This is a genomic window from Nocardia sp. NPDC006630, assembly GCF_040611495.1.
Classification (GTDB): Bacteria; Actinomycetota; Actinomycetes; order Mycobacteriales; family Mycobacteriaceae; genus Nocardia.
The window spans coordinates 665906-681793 of record NZ_JBEXOK010000001.1 but is presented as its reverse complement, the minus strand read 5'-3'; the positions used below and the strand labels follow the sequence as shown (position 1 = coordinate 681793).

Annotated in this window: 20 protein-coding genes; 15 read left to right on the top strand and 5 right to left on the bottom strand. The window is 65.4% G+C overall.

The window, feature by feature from the left end; genetic code table 11:
• Positions 1-9 precede the first annotated feature (9 nt).
• The gene (locus ABZX86_RS03085) at positions 10-447 is read left to right on the top strand and encodes a hypothetical protein (protein ID WP_355119419.1); all 438 of its coding nucleotides are present in this window, start codon (positions 10-12) and stop codon (positions 445-447) included.
• Positions 448-577: 130 nt separating this feature from the next.
• Here the strand turns inward: ABZX86_RS03085 and ABZX86_RS03080 are convergent, their stop codons facing one another.
• Positions 578-1798, bottom strand: a complete 1221-nt coding sequence (locus ABZX86_RS03080) for an acyl-CoA dehydrogenase family protein (RefSeq protein ID WP_327142092.1) — start codon at positions 1796-1798, stop codon at positions 578-580.
• 81 nt (positions 1799-1879) lie between these two features.
• A complete protein-coding gene (locus ABZX86_RS03075) occupies positions 1880-2224 on the bottom strand; it encodes a hypothetical protein (protein WP_355119417.1) in 345 nt (114 codons plus the stop codon).
• 75 nt (positions 2225-2299) lie between these two features.
• On the opposite strand from ABZX86_RS03075, the gene ABZX86_RS03070 reads away from it, so the two are divergent.
• From ABZX86_RS03070 to ABZX86_RS03025, 10 genes are all read left to right on the top strand, one after another.
• Positions 2300-2611 carry a helix-turn-helix domain-containing protein gene (locus ABZX86_RS03070; RefSeq protein ID WP_355119415.1) on the top strand — a complete coding sequence of 104 codons (312 nt, stop codon included), beginning with the start codon at positions 2300-2302 and terminating at the stop codon, positions 2609-2611.
• Positions 2608-3147: an SRPBCC domain-containing protein gene (locus ABZX86_RS03065; protein WP_355119413.1), complete on the top strand. Its 540-nt coding sequence runs from the start codon at positions 2608-2610 to the stop codon at positions 3145-3147. The genes ABZX86_RS03070 and ABZX86_RS03065 overlap by 4 nt, the downstream gene beginning before the upstream one ends.
• A gap of 15 nt (positions 3148-3162) precedes the next feature.
• A complete protein-coding gene (locus ABZX86_RS03060; protein WP_355119411.1) occupies positions 3163-3618 on the top strand; it encodes an NUDIX domain-containing protein in 456 nt (151 codons plus the stop codon).
• Positions 3619-3675: 57 nt separating this feature from the next.
• Entirely contained in the window at positions 3676-4488 is an 813-nt protein-coding gene (locus ABZX86_RS03055) for a ParA family protein (protein ID WP_355119409.1), read from the top strand.
• A 132-nt stretch (positions 4489-4620) separates the two neighbouring features.
• Entirely contained in the window at positions 4621-4965 is a 345-nt protein-coding gene (locus ABZX86_RS03050; RefSeq protein WP_355119407.1) for a hypothetical protein, read from the top strand.
• Between the two features lie 15 nt (positions 4966-4980).
• Positions 4981-6336 carry a caspase family protein gene (locus ABZX86_RS03045; protein ID WP_355119405.1) on the top strand — a complete coding sequence of 452 codons (1356 nt, stop codon included), beginning with the start codon at positions 4981-4983 and terminating at the stop codon, positions 6334-6336.
• A 200-nt stretch (positions 6337-6536) separates the two neighbouring features.
• Positions 6537-7202, top strand: a complete 666-nt coding sequence (locus ABZX86_RS03040; RefSeq protein WP_355119403.1) for an alpha/beta hydrolase — start codon at positions 6537-6539, stop codon at positions 7200-7202.
• An 85-nt stretch (positions 7203-7287) separates the two neighbouring features.
• Positions 7288-7647, top strand: coding sequence for a hypothetical protein (locus ABZX86_RS03035; RefSeq protein ID WP_355119401.1), 360 nt, complete (start codon positions 7288-7290; stop codon positions 7645-7647).
• Positions 7648-7763: 116 nt separating this feature from the next.
• Positions 7764-7895 carry a hypothetical protein gene (locus ABZX86_RS03030; protein WP_355119399.1) on the top strand — a complete coding sequence of 44 codons (132 nt, stop codon included), beginning with the start codon at positions 7764-7766 and terminating at the stop codon, positions 7893-7895.
• Between the two features lie 81 nt (positions 7896-7976).
• Complete coding sequence (locus ABZX86_RS03025; RefSeq protein WP_355119398.1) at positions 7977-8477, top strand: hypothetical protein; 501 nt, start codon at positions 7977-7979, stop codon at positions 8475-8477.
• 34 nt (positions 8478-8511) lie between these two features.
• On the opposite strand, the gene ABZX86_RS03020 is transcribed toward ABZX86_RS03025, so the two are convergent.
• From ABZX86_RS03020 to ABZX86_RS03010, 3 genes are all read right to left on the bottom strand, one after another.
• Entirely contained in the window at positions 8512-9075 is a 564-nt protein-coding gene (locus ABZX86_RS03020) for a TetR/AcrR family transcriptional regulator (RefSeq protein ID WP_355119396.1), read from the bottom strand.
• Positions 9076-9714 carry a hypothetical protein gene (locus ABZX86_RS03015; protein ID WP_355119394.1) on the bottom strand — a complete coding sequence of 213 codons (639 nt, stop codon included), beginning with the start codon at positions 9712-9714 and terminating at the stop codon, positions 9076-9078. It lies immediately after the preceding gene.
• 131 nt (positions 9715-9845) lie between these two features.
• A complete protein-coding gene (locus ABZX86_RS03010) occupies positions 9846-10916 on the bottom strand; it encodes an alpha/beta hydrolase family protein (RefSeq protein ID WP_355119392.1) in 1071 nt (356 codons plus the stop codon).
• 360 nt (positions 10917-11276) lie between these two features.
• Between ABZX86_RS03010 and ABZX86_RS03005 the strand changes: the two genes are divergently transcribed.
• From ABZX86_RS03005 to hrpB, 4 genes are all read left to right on the top strand, one after another.
• Positions 11277-11783 (top strand): hypothetical protein, encoded by a 507-nt coding sequence (locus ABZX86_RS03005; RefSeq protein WP_355119390.1) that lies wholly within the window; start codon positions 11277-11279, stop codon positions 11781-11783.
• A gap of 32 nt (positions 11784-11815) precedes the next feature.
• The gene (locus tag ABZX86_RS03000) at positions 11816-12637 is read left to right on the top strand and encodes a helix-turn-helix domain-containing protein (RefSeq protein ID WP_355119388.1); all 822 of its coding nucleotides are present in this window, start codon (positions 11816-11818) and stop codon (positions 12635-12637) included.
• An 11-nt stretch (positions 12638-12648) separates the two neighbouring features.
• Positions 12649-13239 (top strand): DUF6636 domain-containing protein, encoded by a 591-nt coding sequence (locus tag ABZX86_RS02995; protein ID WP_355119386.1) that lies wholly within the window; start codon positions 12649-12651, stop codon positions 13237-13239.
• Positions 13240-13334: 95 nt separating this feature from the next.
• Positions 13335-15821 carry an ATP-dependent helicase HrpB gene (gene hrpB / locus ABZX86_RS02990; RefSeq protein ID WP_355119384.1) on the top strand — a complete coding sequence of 829 codons (2487 nt, stop codon included), beginning with the start codon at positions 13335-13337 and terminating at the stop codon, positions 15819-15821.
• Positions 15822-15888 lie beyond the last annotated feature (67 nt).

Below are 15888 nucleotides of genomic sequence, written 5' to 3'. Positions count from 1 at the left end.
AGGGAAGTCATGGAAAAGGCCCTGCTGTCGATACACGTGCTGGCCGCGATCGTCCTGGTGGGCGGATCGGCGGTCGCCGCGAGTCTGTTCCCGCGCTATGCGCCGGTCGCAGGGCCTCCTGCGGAGGAGCGAAATCTTGCGGTGGCCAAGGCATTTCATCGAATCACCGGAAGCTACGCACTACTGTCCCTCGTAGTGCCTGTCGTAGGCATCATCCTGGCCGAGGTCCAGGGCCGCATGGGCGAAATCTGGATCACCCTCGCCATGGCGCTCACCTTCCTCGCCGGTGGTCTCCTGGCGGCCTTCATCCACCCTCTGCAGCGTGAGGCCCTCGACAAGCCGGACGCAGGTGAGCGCCTGCGCAAACTCTCCATGCTGGCCGGGATTTACAACCTGCTCTGGGCAGCGGTCGTCGTCCTCATGATCGTGCGGCCGGGCGCGCACTGAGGGAGAAGCTGGCTTCATGCCCGATGGGACGGATGGGTCTCGCCCACCAGGTGTGCCCGTATTCACGGGCCACCCGTGGGAATATCAGCGTCGATCTGACGCTCGTTCGAGAATGATTGGGGCCCAACGGCTACCGGCTGAGCAGGCCCTTGGCGATGTGGGTGACCTGGATTTCATTGCTGCCGGCGTAGATCATCAGAGACTTGGCGTCGCGGGCGAGCTGTTCCACCTTGTACTCGGCCATATAACCGTTGCCGCCGAACAGCTGGACGGCTTCCATGGCTACTTCGGTGGCGGCGCGCGAGGAGTACAGCTTCATCGCCGAGGCCTCGGCCAGGGAGACCTTCTCACCCGCGGCCGTGCGCTCGATGGCGTTGAACACCATGTTCTGCACATTGATTCGAGCGATCTCCATCTCCGCCAGCTTGAGCTGAATCAGCTGGAACTGCCCGATCTCCTTACCCCACAGCTTGCGCGACTTCGCGTAATCCACACTGAGCCGGTGACATTCGTTGATGATGCCCAGCGCGAGTGATGCGATGCCGATGCGCTCGGCGGCGAAAGACTCTTTGGCACTGTCCTTTCCGTCGCCCTTGGCCGGGCTCTCGGTCTCGCCGAGCAGACGGTCGGGGGTGATGCGCACATTGTCGAAGAACAGCTCACCGGTGGGGGAGGAGTTCATGCCCATCTTCTTGAACGCGGCGCTCTGCACGAATCCCGGCATGCCCTTGTCCAGGACGAAGGTCAGCACCTTGCGGTCGCGGCGATCGGTGCCGTCCTCCTCGTCCAGCTTGGCGTAGACGACGGTGACATCCGCGTACGGGCCATTGGTGATGAAGGTCTTGCGCCCGTTGAGAATGTAGTCCGCGCCGTCGCGCCGGACATAGGACTTCATACCGCCGAAAGCGTCCGAGCCCGAATCGGGTTCAGTGATGGCCCAGGCGCCGACCTTCTCCATGGTGACCAGTTCGGGCAGCCAGCGCTTCTTCTGTGCGAGAGTGCCGCGGGTGCGGATGGTGCCGACGGTCAGCCCGAGGCTCACACCCATCGACGCCACCAGGCCCAGACTGATTCCGGCCAGCTCGCTATTGAGGATGACCCCCATGCTGCCCGCGCCGCTGAACCCGCCGCCCGACTTGCCCGTGGTGCCCGCTTCCTCCCGGGCCAGGGTCTTCTCCAGCCCTTCGCGCGCCATCTCGTCCAGCCCGAAGGTCGCGTACATCTTGCGGATGATGTCGAAGGGCGGCAGTGCGCCGCTCTCCAGCTGGTCGACGTGAGGCTTGAGCTCCTTGTCGATGAACCCGCGCAGTGCGTCGCGGAACATCAGGTCTTCGTCGGACCACTGGTACATGTCGTGAGCTCCCAAGGGATCGCCGGAACGGTCCCCCGAATATAGAACACGTTCTAATTGTTTCGGCCCGGCGGCCGGGGGTCAGTGCTGGAGTTCGGGAATCGGCTGTTCCTCGAGCACGACGATTTCGCACTGCTCGGCCCAGTGCAGGTGGTGGTGGCCGTCGATCATTTCCAGCGCCTCGTCCATGGACTCGGCCTGCAGGATGGACATTCCGATTACGCCGCTGTCGGTCTCGGCGACGCCGGTCGGCGTGACTCGGCGCGCATTGCCGAGGGGTTTGCCGCCGTCGACGAGTCCGGCGCCGATCCGGTTGCTCCAATCCGCCCACAGCTGCATGCCTTTCGCGGCTTCGGCGGGCGTGGCCTGGGCGAATCGTTCGGCGACGGACAGGGGTGCGAGGTACAGGACTATGTAGCGTTTCATGCCTCGACGATAGGTGACCAAAAGGTCACATGTCAACGATCATGTGACCGATAGGTCTCGTATAAAGTGGCGGTCGTGGACGAGGACGCGGTGTTCAAGGCGCTGGCCGATCGCACCCGGCGGCATCTGCTGGACGCGCTGTTCGTCAAGGACGGCCAGACGCTGACCGAGCTGGAATCCGGGCTGGAGATGACCCGCTTCGGCATCAGCAAACATCTCCGGCTGCTCGAGGAGGCGGGGCTGGTGACGGCTGTCCGCAGCGGGCGGAAGAAGTTGCACTATCTCAATCCCGTGCCGATCCGGCTGATTCACGATCGCTGGATCGACAAATTCACCGAACAGCAGATCTCCGCACTGACCGATCTGAAAAGGGACCTGGAATCGTGAGCTTCGACGAAGTCCTCGCGCGGGCGCGCCCGGAGACGACGCAGATCCATCGCGTGATCATTGCCGCACCGGCCGCGCAGATCTGGCAGGCCGTCACCGATCCGGACTGGACCGTGCGCTATGGATTCGGCGGGCGCAGCATGATCGAACCCCGGATCGGCGGCGCATTCACGGTATTCGCGCCCTCCGGGCCCCGCCCGATCGACACCGAGCCCGAGGTCATCATCAGCGGCACGGTCACCGACTACGATCCGCCCACGCTGTGGGGCGCGCGCATCCGTTTCCTCGGCGACGAAAACCTCGCCGCGGCACCGGAAACCTATCTACGCTACGAGATTCGCGACCGCGGCGACGGCACCTGCGCCCTGACCGTCATCCACGATGTCGCCGGCGCCCCGCTCATCTCGATCATCATCTCCGGCGATCTGGAATCGGAAGGGTTCGGCGGCGGCTACCCGTTTATGCTCAGCGACTTGAAATCCCTGCTGGAGACGGGTCATTCATTGCCCGTCAGTCGACCCACGCACAAGAGCTGACCGAAGGAATACGGGATGACCTACACAAGTTTTGTCGACGTGCTGCTCATCGCGACTCGGGGCGATGAGATCCTGCTCGCCCGCCGTGCGAATACCGGGTACTCGGACGGTCTGTGGAACCTGCCGTCCGGGAAGCTCGAATCCGATGAGGACCTGGAAGCGGCGATGATTCGCGAGGCGCACGAGGAAGTCGGGATACAGCTGAGCCGCAAGGATATTCGCATGGTGGCCGCGCTGCATCTGCGGGCGCCCGACGGGCAGGGCCGGGTCGGGTTCTTCTTTCACGCCGACAAGTGGATCGGCGAACCGTTCAATGCCGAACCGCACAAATGTTCCGACCTGCGGTGGTTTCATCGTGAGGAGATTCCGGCGGACACGGTGCCCTACACCAGGGCGGGGTTGGAACTGTTCTGGCGCGATGAGCATTTCGGCTTGTCAGGGTGGCCGGTACCTGCGGATTTCGTTTCGTGAGCAATGACTCATGCGTCGCATCCGCCCGAAATGGAGGTATCCGGCTAGCCTGGCAACATGTTGGCAACCCTTTCGGGCGAAGCGAAGGCGATCCAGGGCGAAGCGCAGATCGTTGCTCTGTGCAATCAGAAGGGTGGGGTCGGTAAAACGACGTCGACCATCAATCTGGGTGCCGCACTTGCCGAGCAGGGACGGCGTGTCCTGCTGGTCGACCTCGATCCGCAGGGTGCGTTGTCCGCGGGACTGGGCGTTTCCGTCAACGATCTGGAGCTGACCGTCTACGACCTACTGGGCAGATCAGGACCGTCGGTCGACGAGGTGCTCATGGAGACCGGCGTCGCCAATGTGCATCTGCTGCCTAGCAATATCGACCTGTCCGCGGCGGAGATCCAGCTGGTCAACGAGGTCGGCCGGGAGCAGTCGCTGCGCCGGGTGCTGGAGCCGATTCGCCATCGCTACGACTACATCCTCATCGACTGCCAGCCGTCGCTGAGCCTGCTCACCGTCAATGCGCTCGCCTGCGCGGACGGCGTCATCATCCCGATGGAGCCCGAGTACTTCGCCCTGCGCGGCCTCGCGCTGCTGACCGACACCATGGACAAGGTCCGCGACCGCCTCAACCCGCGCCTGAGCCTCTTCGGCATCCTGGTCACCATGTTCGATCGCCGCCTACTGCATTCGCGCCAGGTCCTGACCCGGGTGGTCGAAGTCTTCGGCGACCAGGTCTACGGCACCCGCATCTCCCGAACGGTCCGCTTCCCCGACGCCAGCATCGCCGGTGAACCGGTCACCACCTGGGCCCCCAAATCCGGTGGCGCCGAACAGTACCGAGCCCTCGCCCGCGAGGTCATCGCCCGCGCCGCCCGCTGACTGCATCCCCTACCGCTCCTCGTTAACGTGTGATGAAAAGCTTTGGTGCACAGGGAAGTTCAATGGCCAGAGGCTGATGACTGTCGCGACGTTGCATGGTAGTCTCCGATCGGTCGAGAGGGGACTGTGGCCATGGAGGCGAAGCTTCAAGTACGGGGAACACACGATTCCCACGCCGAATTCGTTTCTCTGCGTGATTGGCTGGTCCGGGAGCCGCAGTTCCGCGGCGGTGTCTGTGCTGAAGAGAGTCCGATCCGTGCAGGCGAGATGGGCGCGGTGACAGATGTGCTGGTTGTCGCCCTCAGTGGGGGTGGCGCTGCCAGCGTGCTGGCGAACTCCGTCTCGATCTGGCTGCAGCAGCGGCGATCCGAACTGAGCGTGAAGATGACCGGACCGGACGGGACCGATATCGAAATAACCAGCGCCGGTCCGGCTGCTGATCAGATTGCCAAATTATTCAGAGCGCCTCAATCCTGACAAGCGAGAGCCATTATGCGGTTGCCCGATGGCGTTCGTTCCCGAGCAGTGTTGATCAGTACGGGCGCCTACACCAGCGATGGGCTACCGAATTTACCTGCGGTGTATCACAACATCGAAGACCTGGTCGATGTCGTGACCGGTGCCGACGGCATGGCCCTCCCGACTGAAAACTGTGTATCCGTCATCGACGCAGCGAGTCCCAGCGCGGTTATGTCGGCCATGCTCGCTGCCGCTCAAAAAGCCGAAGATCTGTTGCTTGTCTACTATGCCGGCCATGGCGTGCTCGACCCGCGGGGGCGACTGTTCCTCAGTCTGACCGGCACTCTGTCTTCGCCAGTTGCGTGGGATGCATTGGATATCAGTGCTATCCGCGAAGTGATCGCAGAGTCGCGGGCCGAAAACCGAGTGCTGATCCTCGACTGCTGCTTCTCCGGCCGCGCGATCGAAGCGATGGGTGCCGGTGCTGCGGACATAGCAACTGCGCAAGTGGAGGTTCGGGGTACCTACACCCTTACTGCGACCTCGGAGAACGCTCCCGCGCACGCTCCCGCAGGTGAGCAACATACAACCTTCACCGGGAGCCTCCTCGCTCTGCTCAAAAAGGGAGACCCGGAAGCGCCGGACCTGATCACCCTCGACTACATCTACGACGATCTGCTCCGAACTCTTCGGGCGCGAAATTCGCCTGAACCGCGGCGCAGGGGTACGGACAGCACGGGCCGACTCGCCCTGGTCAGGAACTCCGCAAAGTACGACAGGAGCTGGTCCGAGCCGTCCTTACCAGTTGGCGTCGTCGACGAACCGCCAGTGGCTGAGCCTGGCGACCAACGTTTCGACGAGCTGTCTCACCACCCTGGATATCCGATGATTCGGCGCCTGGTCGGCCTCTATATCAAAGACTGCATCCCGGACCCCCTGGGCAATCAGAAAGACCGCTGGAATATCACCGCACTCCCGAAAACGAGCCGGGTAAAGGGGCAACGCAGACTGCTGACACTGAATTGCGGTCCGCAAGAGGTCCTGTATATCACTGAGTTGACACGCCCAGACGGGTCAGCTCAGGTCATGGTGTGTTGCAACATCGCACGGCCGACAGACCATCGCGCGCGAAAGTTGAACTTTGCCAACAAAAATGTCACGGGTCAGCTGGTGGACTATCAGCGGAGTGTCTGGGCTTGGAAATTCAACCTAGTCAGCGATCTTTCCCAGCTCCAAGGGCCCATTCCCACCGCAGAGTTCAAGACCCTCGCCCGCGGCCTGAATACCGAACTGATGGAAGCGAAATCGCCGTACGGCCGCTATCACAACGCGGACCTCGCCGCGGATCTACTCACCGAAGCATTCCGGCCATCGAAGCGGAAGAGCTGAGGCAGCCTCGGGACTGTCGTGCCCGGTCAAGGCCTGCGCGCGGCCGCCGGTGTCCGCGGGGCGGGCAGCCGTGGTAGGTGGGACCGCCCAACTCTGCGACGTAGCCGTCGACCTCTACCTCGACCGGGCCGAGTATCCGCAGGGAGATCACCCCGATCACTGTAATTTCGTTGAAAGGCCTGGTCACTACCGTTGCGGACATGTACATCCATCAGTGGGGCCGGGGACCGCGGGTCGTGCTCGTGCACGGGGGTGTGCTGGGCGGGCGGGAGACGTGGCGGGCGCAGCGTGAGTTGACCGAACGGTGGACCTTGCTCGCGCCGGACCGGCCCGTCCATCTTGTCGGCACGTCCTACGGTGCGATCGTCGCCATGTACGGGGCGGTGCTTGATCCTCGAAATGTGTTGTCGCTGACGGTGATCGAACCGCCTGCGACCGGAGTGGCGCGGGGTGTTCCGGTTGTGGACGCGTTCGGGGCCAGGGTGCGGGCGGCTCTGGACGCGGTCGAACTTCCGCCCGCGACGGCACTGCGTGAGTTTCTGGCCGTCGTCGGTGCGCAGGTCGAACTGGCCGATCCGCCCGCACCGGTTCTGATCGACGGAATGCGCCGGCTGCTCGGTGCGCGACCACCCGACGAGGCCGAGTTGCCACTGTCGCGGTTGCGGCGTGCGGCGTTCCCGATGCTGGTTGTTTCCGGCGGGCATATGGATGCCAACGAGATCATCTGCGACACCATCGCGGAGCGGACCGGGGCGGCACGTGTGGTTTGTCCCGGTAGCGGTCACCTGGTGCCCGATACCGGAAAGCAGTTCAACGACCTGCTGGAGAGATTCCTCGTGGCCGCGAATCGATCGCCTTCGGCCTGAGCGAGCGAGGTCTGTAATGGCCTTGAAAGGCGGTCGCTCTAGTTTCGCCGCAGCCCTTTCCACTGCAATCGAATCGGAGATTCCCATGTATCGACTGACCGCGTTTGCCGGAGTGTTCGTCGCACTGACCGCGATCGGCGGAGTTACCGGTGGGGTCGCTGCGGCGGGGCCCGTCGGTTATGACACCTGTGGTGAGAGTGCTTATGTCACAGGGCTTTATACCGATCTGGCCCATAACAACCCGCCTGCTGACCGGGCGGGCGCGGTGACTCGGGCGCAGGGGTTCCGGGACAATGCGCCGGCCGAGCTCGCCGGTGACGCCGCGATCGAGGCGGAGGCGGAGACCGCGGTGCTCGGGGGCGCGTCGGTGGATGTGCTGCAGAACGATCCGGTCATTCAGGCGTGGGGTGACGTCATGGATTGGCACACCGGCCATTGCCTGTGACAGGCATTGCGATTCGGGTGGAAATATCGGTCATGACACTGCGCTCGGGTGGAAGAATCCGCGGTTTCGCCGCCGCGTGATTCCGCTCCCGGAGGTGTTGCCCGAGGCTGGTTTTCATGAGTATCGACAGAAACCCGACAACGGGGATGATCATCGACCTGCTCGGTCCGACCATCGAATTCATGACCGCACCGGACGACGACGAGAACGATTTCTGTGTGATGCGCGGGGTGGGGATCAGGCTGTAGTCGAAACATCAGTCCCAAATAGACCAATCGCCCTGATTGTAAATCTGTTCGGGAGATGCGCCGATCCGCACACTCTGAGGCATGAGAACACTCGATATCGGCACCGGCATCGCAGTGGGAATCGGCGTTGCGTGCACGCTTCTCGGGGCGGGGAGTGCCCGGGCCGAAACGTTCAGCCCGGATTACTCACAGGTGGCCAATGGCGCTGGTTACAGTCAGGATCAGCTGCTGACCCCGGGATATTCGCCGATTCAGGTGCCGGAGGCTCAGGTGCGGGACGGGAAGGACGGCACGACCGTTGTCGCGCATCCGTTCATCGCGCCCTGGGTGCACCAGGTGATTCCGGTGGCTCCGGGGACTGCTGTCGAACTGCGGGGCGCGGCTCGGGTGCAGATTCCCGGCGCTGCGGCACTCGCCGGTGGTGGCTCGCCGGGGCGGTCGCTGGTGATCAATCCAAACGGGCACTGCGTCTTCGCGGGGCCGGACACCGATCCGGCGACGCTGGACGCGACGGCGCTGGCTCCGATTCGCGTTGATGTTCCGTTCTTCGATCTGGTGATCGAACCGACGCTCTACCGCTGAATGGTTGCGCCGCAGTACATTCCGGTGACCGGGATTACCGCTCGGCGCGGAAGGAAGCATCCAGGGCGTCGATCAGGCGGGTGAAGGTTTCGTCCATCGGGTCGGGGAGGCCGAAGGCTCCCGCGCCTTCCAGGGATGCCAATCCGTGGCAGGCGATGCGCCAGATTCGGATGGCGTGGATCAGATCCGCGCCTTCCAGCCGGTAGCCCTTGAGGGCGGCGCTGATGACGCCGACCGCCTGCACCGCCACTTCCTCGTGCTCCCGATCATCGGCGGCGGGCGCCTGGACGCTCGCGGTATAGCGGCCGGGGTAAGCCCTGGCGTACTCGCGGTATGCCGCCGAAAGCGCCTGCAGCGCTTCCTTTCCCGCTACACCGGAGGTGGCCGCCGCGAGCTTCGCGGTCAGCTCCCGCGTGGCTTGGACGGAGATGTCCCGTCTGACGGCATCGAGTCCGTCGACATGCTTGTACAACCCGGGAAGTGAGACGCCACAGCGCTTCGCGACCGTCGCCAGCGTGAGCCTGTCCAGGCCCACCTCATCGGCGACGGTCGCGGCCTCGGTGACAATCCTTTGCGGAGTCAGGCCGACACGGGGCATCTATTCGGCCGATCGGCCGAGGGCGATACCGGTACCGGTGACGAACACGATGAGCAATGGCAGGGACACGTAGGCCAGGGTAGCCAAACCGGAGCTGAGCAACAGATACGCGAAGCCCGATCCCGCGATGGCGACCGCCATGGCGATCCCCGTGTAGTGCAGCCAGCGCGGCAGCATCCCGGTCATGGCACCGGCCACACCCAGCACCGCCAGCACGAACATCTTGACTCCGTCGAGCCGGTTCAGCGAGTGGAACAGCAGGTGCGCGGTATCGGGGGTGGTCGTGCGGGCCAGCGCGAGTCCGATGCCGAATTCGACCAGCGAGATGGCCGCCGCCACCGCTCCCGCCGCCGCGGTAATACGGCCCGCCCGGGACCAGCCGGCCGCCCGCGCCAGCCACAGCGAGACGAGAACCAGCCCGATGGCCGGAAGTCCTTCGCTGAACAGGTTGTTCACGTCCATGGCGACGGCATGCCCGGCCATCCTGGCGACCAGTGAACTCCCGGAATCACCGAAGGCGGAGTTGGGCACCGGAACCGAGAGGGCGATAACCCAGGACACCGCGTACCCGATTCCGGCGAGGGCGGGAACCGTGCGAAGGGACCCGGCGGTGGTGCGGGTGGTGGCGATAGCGGTCATGATCTCAGCTCCTGCAGCGGTGGTTAATGGCGCTAACTAGAAGTTAATGCCATTAACCGAAATGCGCAAGTGCTGCGCCCCGGTCGCCGGTAGGTTCCGGCAACCGGGCTGATCAGCGCGGTGAAGTCGAGTTACGCGGGAAGGCCGAGACCCGCGGCGAGGGTGGGCCAGGAGGCGTGGAAGGCGTCCTGCCAGTAGCCCCAGGAGTGGGTGCCGGTGGGCTGGAAGTCGAAGGTGGCGGGGATGCTCAGATCGTTCAGGCGGTTCTGCAGATTGTGGGTGCAGTAGTTGACCGCTGCTTCGATCACGCCGCCGACGATCATCTGATTGGCCAGGCCCATTTGCGTGGGGTTCAGCATGGTGGGATCACCGATGTGGTCGTGCGGGCCGGGGAGGCCGCTGCCATCGGAGATGAAAAGCCTGGTGCCGCGCAGGCCTTCGGCATTGATGACTGGATCGTTGGCGGCCCAGGCCGGATCGTCGTCGTCGCCGTACATGTTCTTGACGTCGCCGCCGCCGTAGGTTTCCACGACCAGTTTGGTGAAACGCTTACCGATCGGATCGGCGATCTGGGCGCAGCCGCTGTAGCCGGCCACGGCCTGATAGAAGCCGGGCTTGGCGATCGCGAGCTGGAGTACCGCGGTGGCGGTCATCGAATTGGCCGCAATGGCGCTGGCGCCGTTGGTGTTCAGGGCCGGGTCGATCAGCGGGGGCAATTCGTCGAGCAGGAAGGTCTTCCATTTGTTGCGCCCGAGGACCGGATCGTCCTGCTTCCAGTCGGTGTAATAGGCCCACGCGCCGCCGACCGGCATCACGACATTCACATCTTTGGTGGCGAGGAAATCGCCGATATCGGTGTTGTGCCACCAGGTCGCCATATCAGTGCCGCCGCCGGCGCCGTTCAGCAGATAGAGCACCGACCGCGGCTGCGAGGCGTCATTGGGACGCTGGACTTTGACGGTGATGTTCTTGTCCATCGCGGTGGAGTGGACCTGCAGTGTGAGATTGCGGCCGTCGACGGTTCCGGATACCAGCTTCGAACCGTCGGGGGCCACCGGATCCGCGAGCAGTTTCTTCGATGCGATGATCGGATCGTTGTTGTCCTCGGCGATCGCAGTGCCGGTACTCAATACGGTGGACAGTGCGACTGCGACAACTCCCGCAATTGCCAATGCCCCGAAACGCCTAATCGACCTGATCATGGGCCGACGCTACCCAACACCGTGGTTGCCGGCCAAGTGGTGCGCCTCACTTACACTCGACACCGTGTCAATTGAACTGACCCGCCCAACTTGGGTGGCCTCGGGGCGGTGCGGAACCGGCAGCCGCTGCTGCACAATCGAAGTCGTTCCAGCGTCGGCGTCGATGCTCTCTTGGCGCGCGCTTATTGTGTTGCGGCCGTGACTATTTAGTGGCCACATATAGGTTCGTGACACGCTCACGACATGGTTGCGGGCACGAGCGGCACACAACGAGACTGTGCGGAGCTCTGTGCTGCCATCGGGCAGGGGATGGACATCAGGCTCGGTTCCGGACCCGTTGCGGGGCAGCAGCATCGAGCTGTGGCCGTTCTGGCAATGCTCCAGCGCTATAGCGCTACCGTTACTGCGGTATGGGGAATGGATCCGACACTGGCGGACGAATTGCCAGGCACCTACCGGTTGCGGGAAATCGAGGCGTTCATCGCACTCGCCAGACGCATTGTGCGCGAAGTCGATCAGATCTCCCCTTCCCGGCCGACCGCGAGCGTGCGCCGGCGCATGGCGTGGGATGACCTGGACAACTTGCTGATTCGCACCGAGGCCCTGGCCGAGCAGATCGTGGCGATCGCGCCCCGCCGCTACGACACCGTCGAGGGCTCGCGCGAAATCTCCCGGTTGCGCCTGGCGACCAACGCCGACACGCTGGTGGAGGCCGGGCTGCTGATCCGCTCGGCCGTGCGCGAGGCATTGCGCCTGCCGTCCCCGGATGCCGATGTCCTCGCGCTGGCGGCCATGGCCGACCTCGTGCTGGACCTCGCAGACGGCTTGAACGAAGAGGCGTGTATGCCTGCGCGCCAAACTATTTGACACAGCACAGACGAGAGAGCAAGGGGAGAGCAATGCGTGCCGTTCAGGCCGAGTCCCAGGGCAGTGAGCACAAGATGCTGGGCAACTATATGCAGCGGCAGCGGCTCGAACTCGGACTGACGCAGGCGCAGGTCGCCGCGCTGCTGTTCATGTCGAACTCGGGGTTCGAGAAGTACGAGAACGGGCAGCGGGTGCCCACGGTGGCGACGATCCGCTCCTGGTGCAATGCGCTCGCCCTGCCCCGCCACAAGCGCCGCAAGGTGTGGTCGATGGTGATGGGCGAGGACCTCGCGATTGCCGCCGGATCGCTGTCCGCGGTCACCGCGGGCGAACTGCATCTGATGAATCGGATGCCCGGGCCCGCCTTCCTGCACCGCGTTCCGGAGTACTACGTGCTGGCCGCCAATGCGCGCGCGATCGAGATGTTCCCGTGGCTGAATCCGGCGCTGGGCACACCGGACCGCCCGGTGAATGTGATCGTCCAGATGATGACCGACCCGCGGGCGCGGCAGGTGCTGCACAACTGGGAGAGCATCGTGCACCGGCTCGTATACATCCTCAAGGAGAATTCGCTGGGCCTCGTGCCCGAGGACGAGATCGCCGCGATTCGGCAAGCGTGCCAGGTGAACCCGCACTTCGATCGGATGTGGGACACCGCCATCGGGCACAGCGATTACGACGACGACACCGTGATCGTGGTGGAGCCGGAATCCGGGGAGCGGGTCACCTTTCAGATGGATTCGCTGCGCTGGGCGCACCCCTGGCGCGATATCGAGATGTTCAGCCTGACCGAACGCCACGACGACGGTTTTCCACCGCTGCACGAGACGCTGCCGGGTATCTTCGCGTGGTGAGTCGGACACGTATGAGGGCATGGGTTCTGGCATTCGCTGTGGTCGCGGCGGCAGGCGGTATCGCCGGATGCAATGACGACAAGGTCGCCGGCGGCGGAACACCCGCGGGCAGCGCCACGACCAGCGCGGCAGCGGCCGGCGGCGGGGCGCAGACCACGGTCGCGGCGCCCGTCACCACCGCCCCGACCCGCAACGACGCCAATGTCGATGCGCGCGATTTCCAGCAGGGCGACAAGTACTACTTCCAGTCGCCGACCGGAAACATCATGTGCGGCATCATCGATGACAAGAACTTCGGCACCGGCTGCCAACTCGAACACGCGAGCGTGGTCCCCTCGCAACTGTCCGACTGCGGCACTCGCCCCAACCGCGCCGTGGCCGCCGAAGTCAACGGCGGGGCGGCGAAATTCCTCTGCCTGAACCAGGGTGTCTTCGTCGGCAGCCCCACCGACGGAACCAACAAGGGCGGCGGCAAGGTCCTGCAGTACGGCCAAACCCTCATCGTCCGAGGCACCGCCTGCACCTCGACCCAGACCGGCATCCGCTGTGACGCAGGCGGCCACGGCTTCCTGATCGCGGCCGATCAACAGCAACTCTTCTGATACGTCCCTGAATCAACGGCCACACCATGCCGGTATGGCCGGATCGCGGACCTGATGTCGGGGCAAATCGTGTGCGGGCGGCAGACTGGTTGGCAATGAAGCTGCCTGAACTTCCTGATCTGCCTGTCCGTGCTGCGCTCGATGAGATTGTCGGAACTCTGACCGCGCGGGGTACGGCTGTGCTGGTCGCGCCGCCGGGGACCGGTAAGACGACGCTGGTTCCGCTGGCGTTGGCGGCGGGGACGAGTGGGCGGATTGTGGTGGCGGAGCCGCGGCGATTGGCGGCGCGGGCGGCGGCGGGGCGGATGGCGGCGCTGCTGGGGGAGCAGGTCGGGCAGACGGTCGGGTATTCGGTGCGCGGGGATCGGCGGGTGAGCGGGCGGACGCGGGTCGAGGTGGTGACCTCCGGTCTGCTGGTGCGGCGTCTGCAGGGCGATCCCGAACTGGCCGGGGTGGATGTGGTGGTGCTCGACGAGTGCCATGAACGGCATTTGGACGCCGATCTGCTGCTGGCGCTGCTGCTCGATGCGCGCAGCGGGCTGCGCCCGGATCTGCGAGTGCTCGCCACCTCGGCAACGGTTGCGGCGGATCGGCTTTCGATACTGCTCGGCGGTGCGCAGCCCGCTCCGGTGCTCGAGGTGCACGGGCGTGCGTATCCGGTGGAACTGTCCTATGTTCCGCCGCTGCCGAAGGAGCGGATCGAGGCGCAGGTCGCGCGGGCGACACGCAGCGCGCTCACCGAGATCGACGGGGATGTCCTGGTTTTCCTGCCGGGTGCGGCCGAGATCCGCCGGACCGCCGAGCGGTTGTCCGGTCTGGGGCAGGTGGATGTGGTCCCACTGCACGGCAGACTGCTGGCGGCCGCCCAGGACGTGGCCTTGCGTCCGGGAACGCGGCGACGGGTCGTATTGTCCACGGCCGTAGCGGAATCCAGCCTGACGGTGCCGGGTGTGCGAGCGGTTGTGGATTCCGGGCTGTCCCGGATACCGCGCGTGGATCATCGGCGCGGCCTGTCCGGCCTTGCGACAGTGCGTGTTTCGGCCGCGGTGGCCGATCAGCGCGCCGGGCGAGCGGGGCGCGAGGCCCCGGGTCACGTGTGGCGCTGCTGGCCGGAGTACGAGCACGCCACCCTGCCCGCCTATCCGGAGCCGGAGATTCGGGCCGCCGATCTGACCCGGCTGGCCTTGGAGCTGGCCTGCTGGGGCACCCCGGACGGTTCGGGTCTCGGCTGGTGGGATCCGCCGCCGGCCGGTGGGCTGGCGGCCGGGCGAGAAGTATTGCGGGCCTTGGGCGCCGTGGACGGCGATGGTGGCGTGACCGATCGCGGACGGCGGATGGCCGCGCTGGGATTGCACCCGCGGCTGGCACGAGCACTGCTCGACGGCGCCGCGGAGGTCGGTGCGCGATCGGCCGCCGAGGTGGTCGCGCTGCTCGACGATGACACCGTGGTGTCGAAGCTCGATCTGGTGGCCGGAATTCGCGCACTGCGGGCCGAGCGGCCCGCACGCTGGCTGCGGGAGGTCGAGCGGCTCACCCGGCTGGTGACGGAAGCGGCGGGTGCGCCGGGCCGGGATCGTGGCCGGGCCCGCGCCGCCGAGCCGGTAGATGATCCGGCTCTGGTTGCGGCACTGGCCTATCCGGAGCGCTTGGCCCGGCGGCGCGGGGCCGGGTCGGCGAGCTATCTGATGGCGGGTGGAACCGCGGTGACGCTGCCGCCGGGTTCCGGTGTCGCCGAATCGGATTGGCTGGCCGTGGCGGGAGCATCCCGTGATCCCGGGCAGGCCGAGGGGCGCATTCGATTGGCGGCCACCGCCGATGAGCAACTCGCTCGCCGGGCTGCTCCGAGCCTGGTCGCGACGGGTGATGAGGTGGACTGGATCGACGGTGATGTTGTCGCTCGCCGGATCGAGCGGCTCGGGGCGATCGTCTTGTCCGAGAAGCCTTTACGTAATCCCGATCGCGCCCTGGTGGGGCAGGCGCTGCGCCGTGGACTCGAATCGGCCGGACTCGGGCTGCTGCGCTGGAACGACGATGCCATCACCCTGCGTCAGCGCCTGGACTTCCTGCACCGCACCCTCGGCCTGCCGTGGCCCGCCGTCGATGACGCGACCTTGCTCGCCGATCTCGAAATCTGGCTCGGCCCAGAGCTTTCCACCGCCCAGCGCCGTTCCGACCTGGAGCGCGTCAATGCCGGGCAGGCGCTGCGCCGACTGCTGCCGTGGCCCGAGGCCGCGCGATTCGACGAGCTGGCTCCGGAGCGCCTGGAGGTGCCCTCCGGCAGCAATGTCCGCCTCGACTACTCCGCCGACCCGCCGGTGCTCGCGGTGAAAGTGCAGGAGATCTTCGGCTGGACCGACCTGCCGCGCCTGGCCGACGGCCGCGCATCCATTCTCCTGCACCTGCTTTCACCCGCCCGCCGCCCGATCGCGGTCACCGCCGACCTGGCCTCCTTCTGGCGCACCGGATGGCCCCAGGTCCGCGCCGAACTCCGCGGCCGCTACCCCAAACACGCCTGGCCGGAGGACCCCACCACCCTCTCCGCCCACCGCGGCACCGCCCGCAACGCAACTAAGCGTCCGTGACGGTCGGCAGCGGCGGTGGAAAGGTTTCGCGCCCCGCTGAGGGGTGTACGGGACTCAGCGGGGCGCG

What these genes read in the sequence shown, in the direction of transcription:
- ABZX86_RS03055 (WP_355119409.1), top strand. Translation starts at nt 3,676, where the DNA reads ATGTTGGCAACCCTTTCGGGCGAAGCGAAGGCGATCCAGGGCGAAGCG.
- ABZX86_RS03060 (WP_355119411.1), top strand. Translation starts at nt 3,163, where the DNA reads ATGACCTACACAAGTTTTGTCGACGTGCTGCTCATCGCGACTCGGGGC.
- ABZX86_RS03080 (WP_327142092.1), bottom strand. Translation starts at nt 1,798, where the DNA reads ATGTACCAGTGGTCCGACGAAGACCTGATGTTCCGCGACGCACTGCGC.
- ABZX86_RS03000 (WP_355119388.1), top strand. Translation starts at nt 11,816, where the DNA reads ATGCGTGCCGTTCAGGCCGAGTCCCAGGGCAGTGAGCACAAGATGCTG.
- ABZX86_RS03050 (WP_355119407.1), top strand. Translation starts at nt 4,621, where the DNA reads ATGGAGGCGAAGCTTCAAGTACGGGGAACACACGATTCCCACGCCGAA.
- ABZX86_RS03085 (WP_355119419.1), top strand. Translation starts at nt 10, where the DNA reads ATGGAAAAGGCCCTGCTGTCGATACACGTGCTGGCCGCGATCGTCCTG.
- ABZX86_RS03020 (WP_355119396.1), bottom strand. Translation starts at nt 9,075, where the DNA reads ATGCCCCGTGTCGGCCTGACTCCGCAAAGGATTGTCACCGAGGCCGCG.
- ABZX86_RS03040 (WP_355119403.1), top strand. Translation starts at nt 6,537, where the DNA reads ATGTACATCCATCAGTGGGGCCGGGGACCGCGGGTCGTGCTCGTGCAC.
- ABZX86_RS03075 (WP_355119417.1), bottom strand. Translation starts at nt 2,224, where the DNA reads ATGAAACGCTACATAGTCCTGTACCTCGCACCCCTGTCCGTCGCCGAA.
- ABZX86_RS03010 (WP_355119392.1), bottom strand. Translation starts at nt 10,916, where the DNA reads ATGATCAGGTCGATTAGGCGTTTCGGGGCATTGGCAATTGCGGGAGTT.
- ABZX86_RS03035 (WP_355119401.1), top strand. Translation starts at nt 7,288, where the DNA reads ATGTATCGACTGACCGCGTTTGCCGGAGTGTTCGTCGCACTGACCGCG.
- hrpB (WP_355119384.1), top strand. Translation starts at nt 13,335, where the DNA reads ATGAAGCTGCCTGAACTTCCTGATCTGCCTGTCCGTGCTGCGCTCGAT.
- ABZX86_RS03015 (WP_355119394.1), bottom strand. Translation starts at nt 9,714, where the DNA reads ATGACCGCTATCGCCACCACCCGCACCACCGCCGGGTCCCTTCGCACG.
- ABZX86_RS03045 (WP_355119405.1), top strand. Translation starts at nt 4,981, where the DNA reads ATGCGGTTGCCCGATGGCGTTCGTTCCCGAGCAGTGTTGATCAGTACG.
- ABZX86_RS03025 (WP_355119398.1), top strand. Translation starts at nt 7,977, where the DNA reads ATGAGAACACTCGATATCGGCACCGGCATCGCAGTGGGAATCGGCGTT.
- ABZX86_RS03030 (WP_355119399.1), top strand. Translation starts at nt 7,764, where the DNA reads ATGAGTATCGACAGAAACCCGACAACGGGGATGATCATCGACCTGCTC.
- ABZX86_RS02995 (WP_355119386.1), top strand. Translation starts at nt 12,649, where the DNA reads ATGAGGGCATGGGTTCTGGCATTCGCTGTGGTCGCGGCGGCAGGCGGT.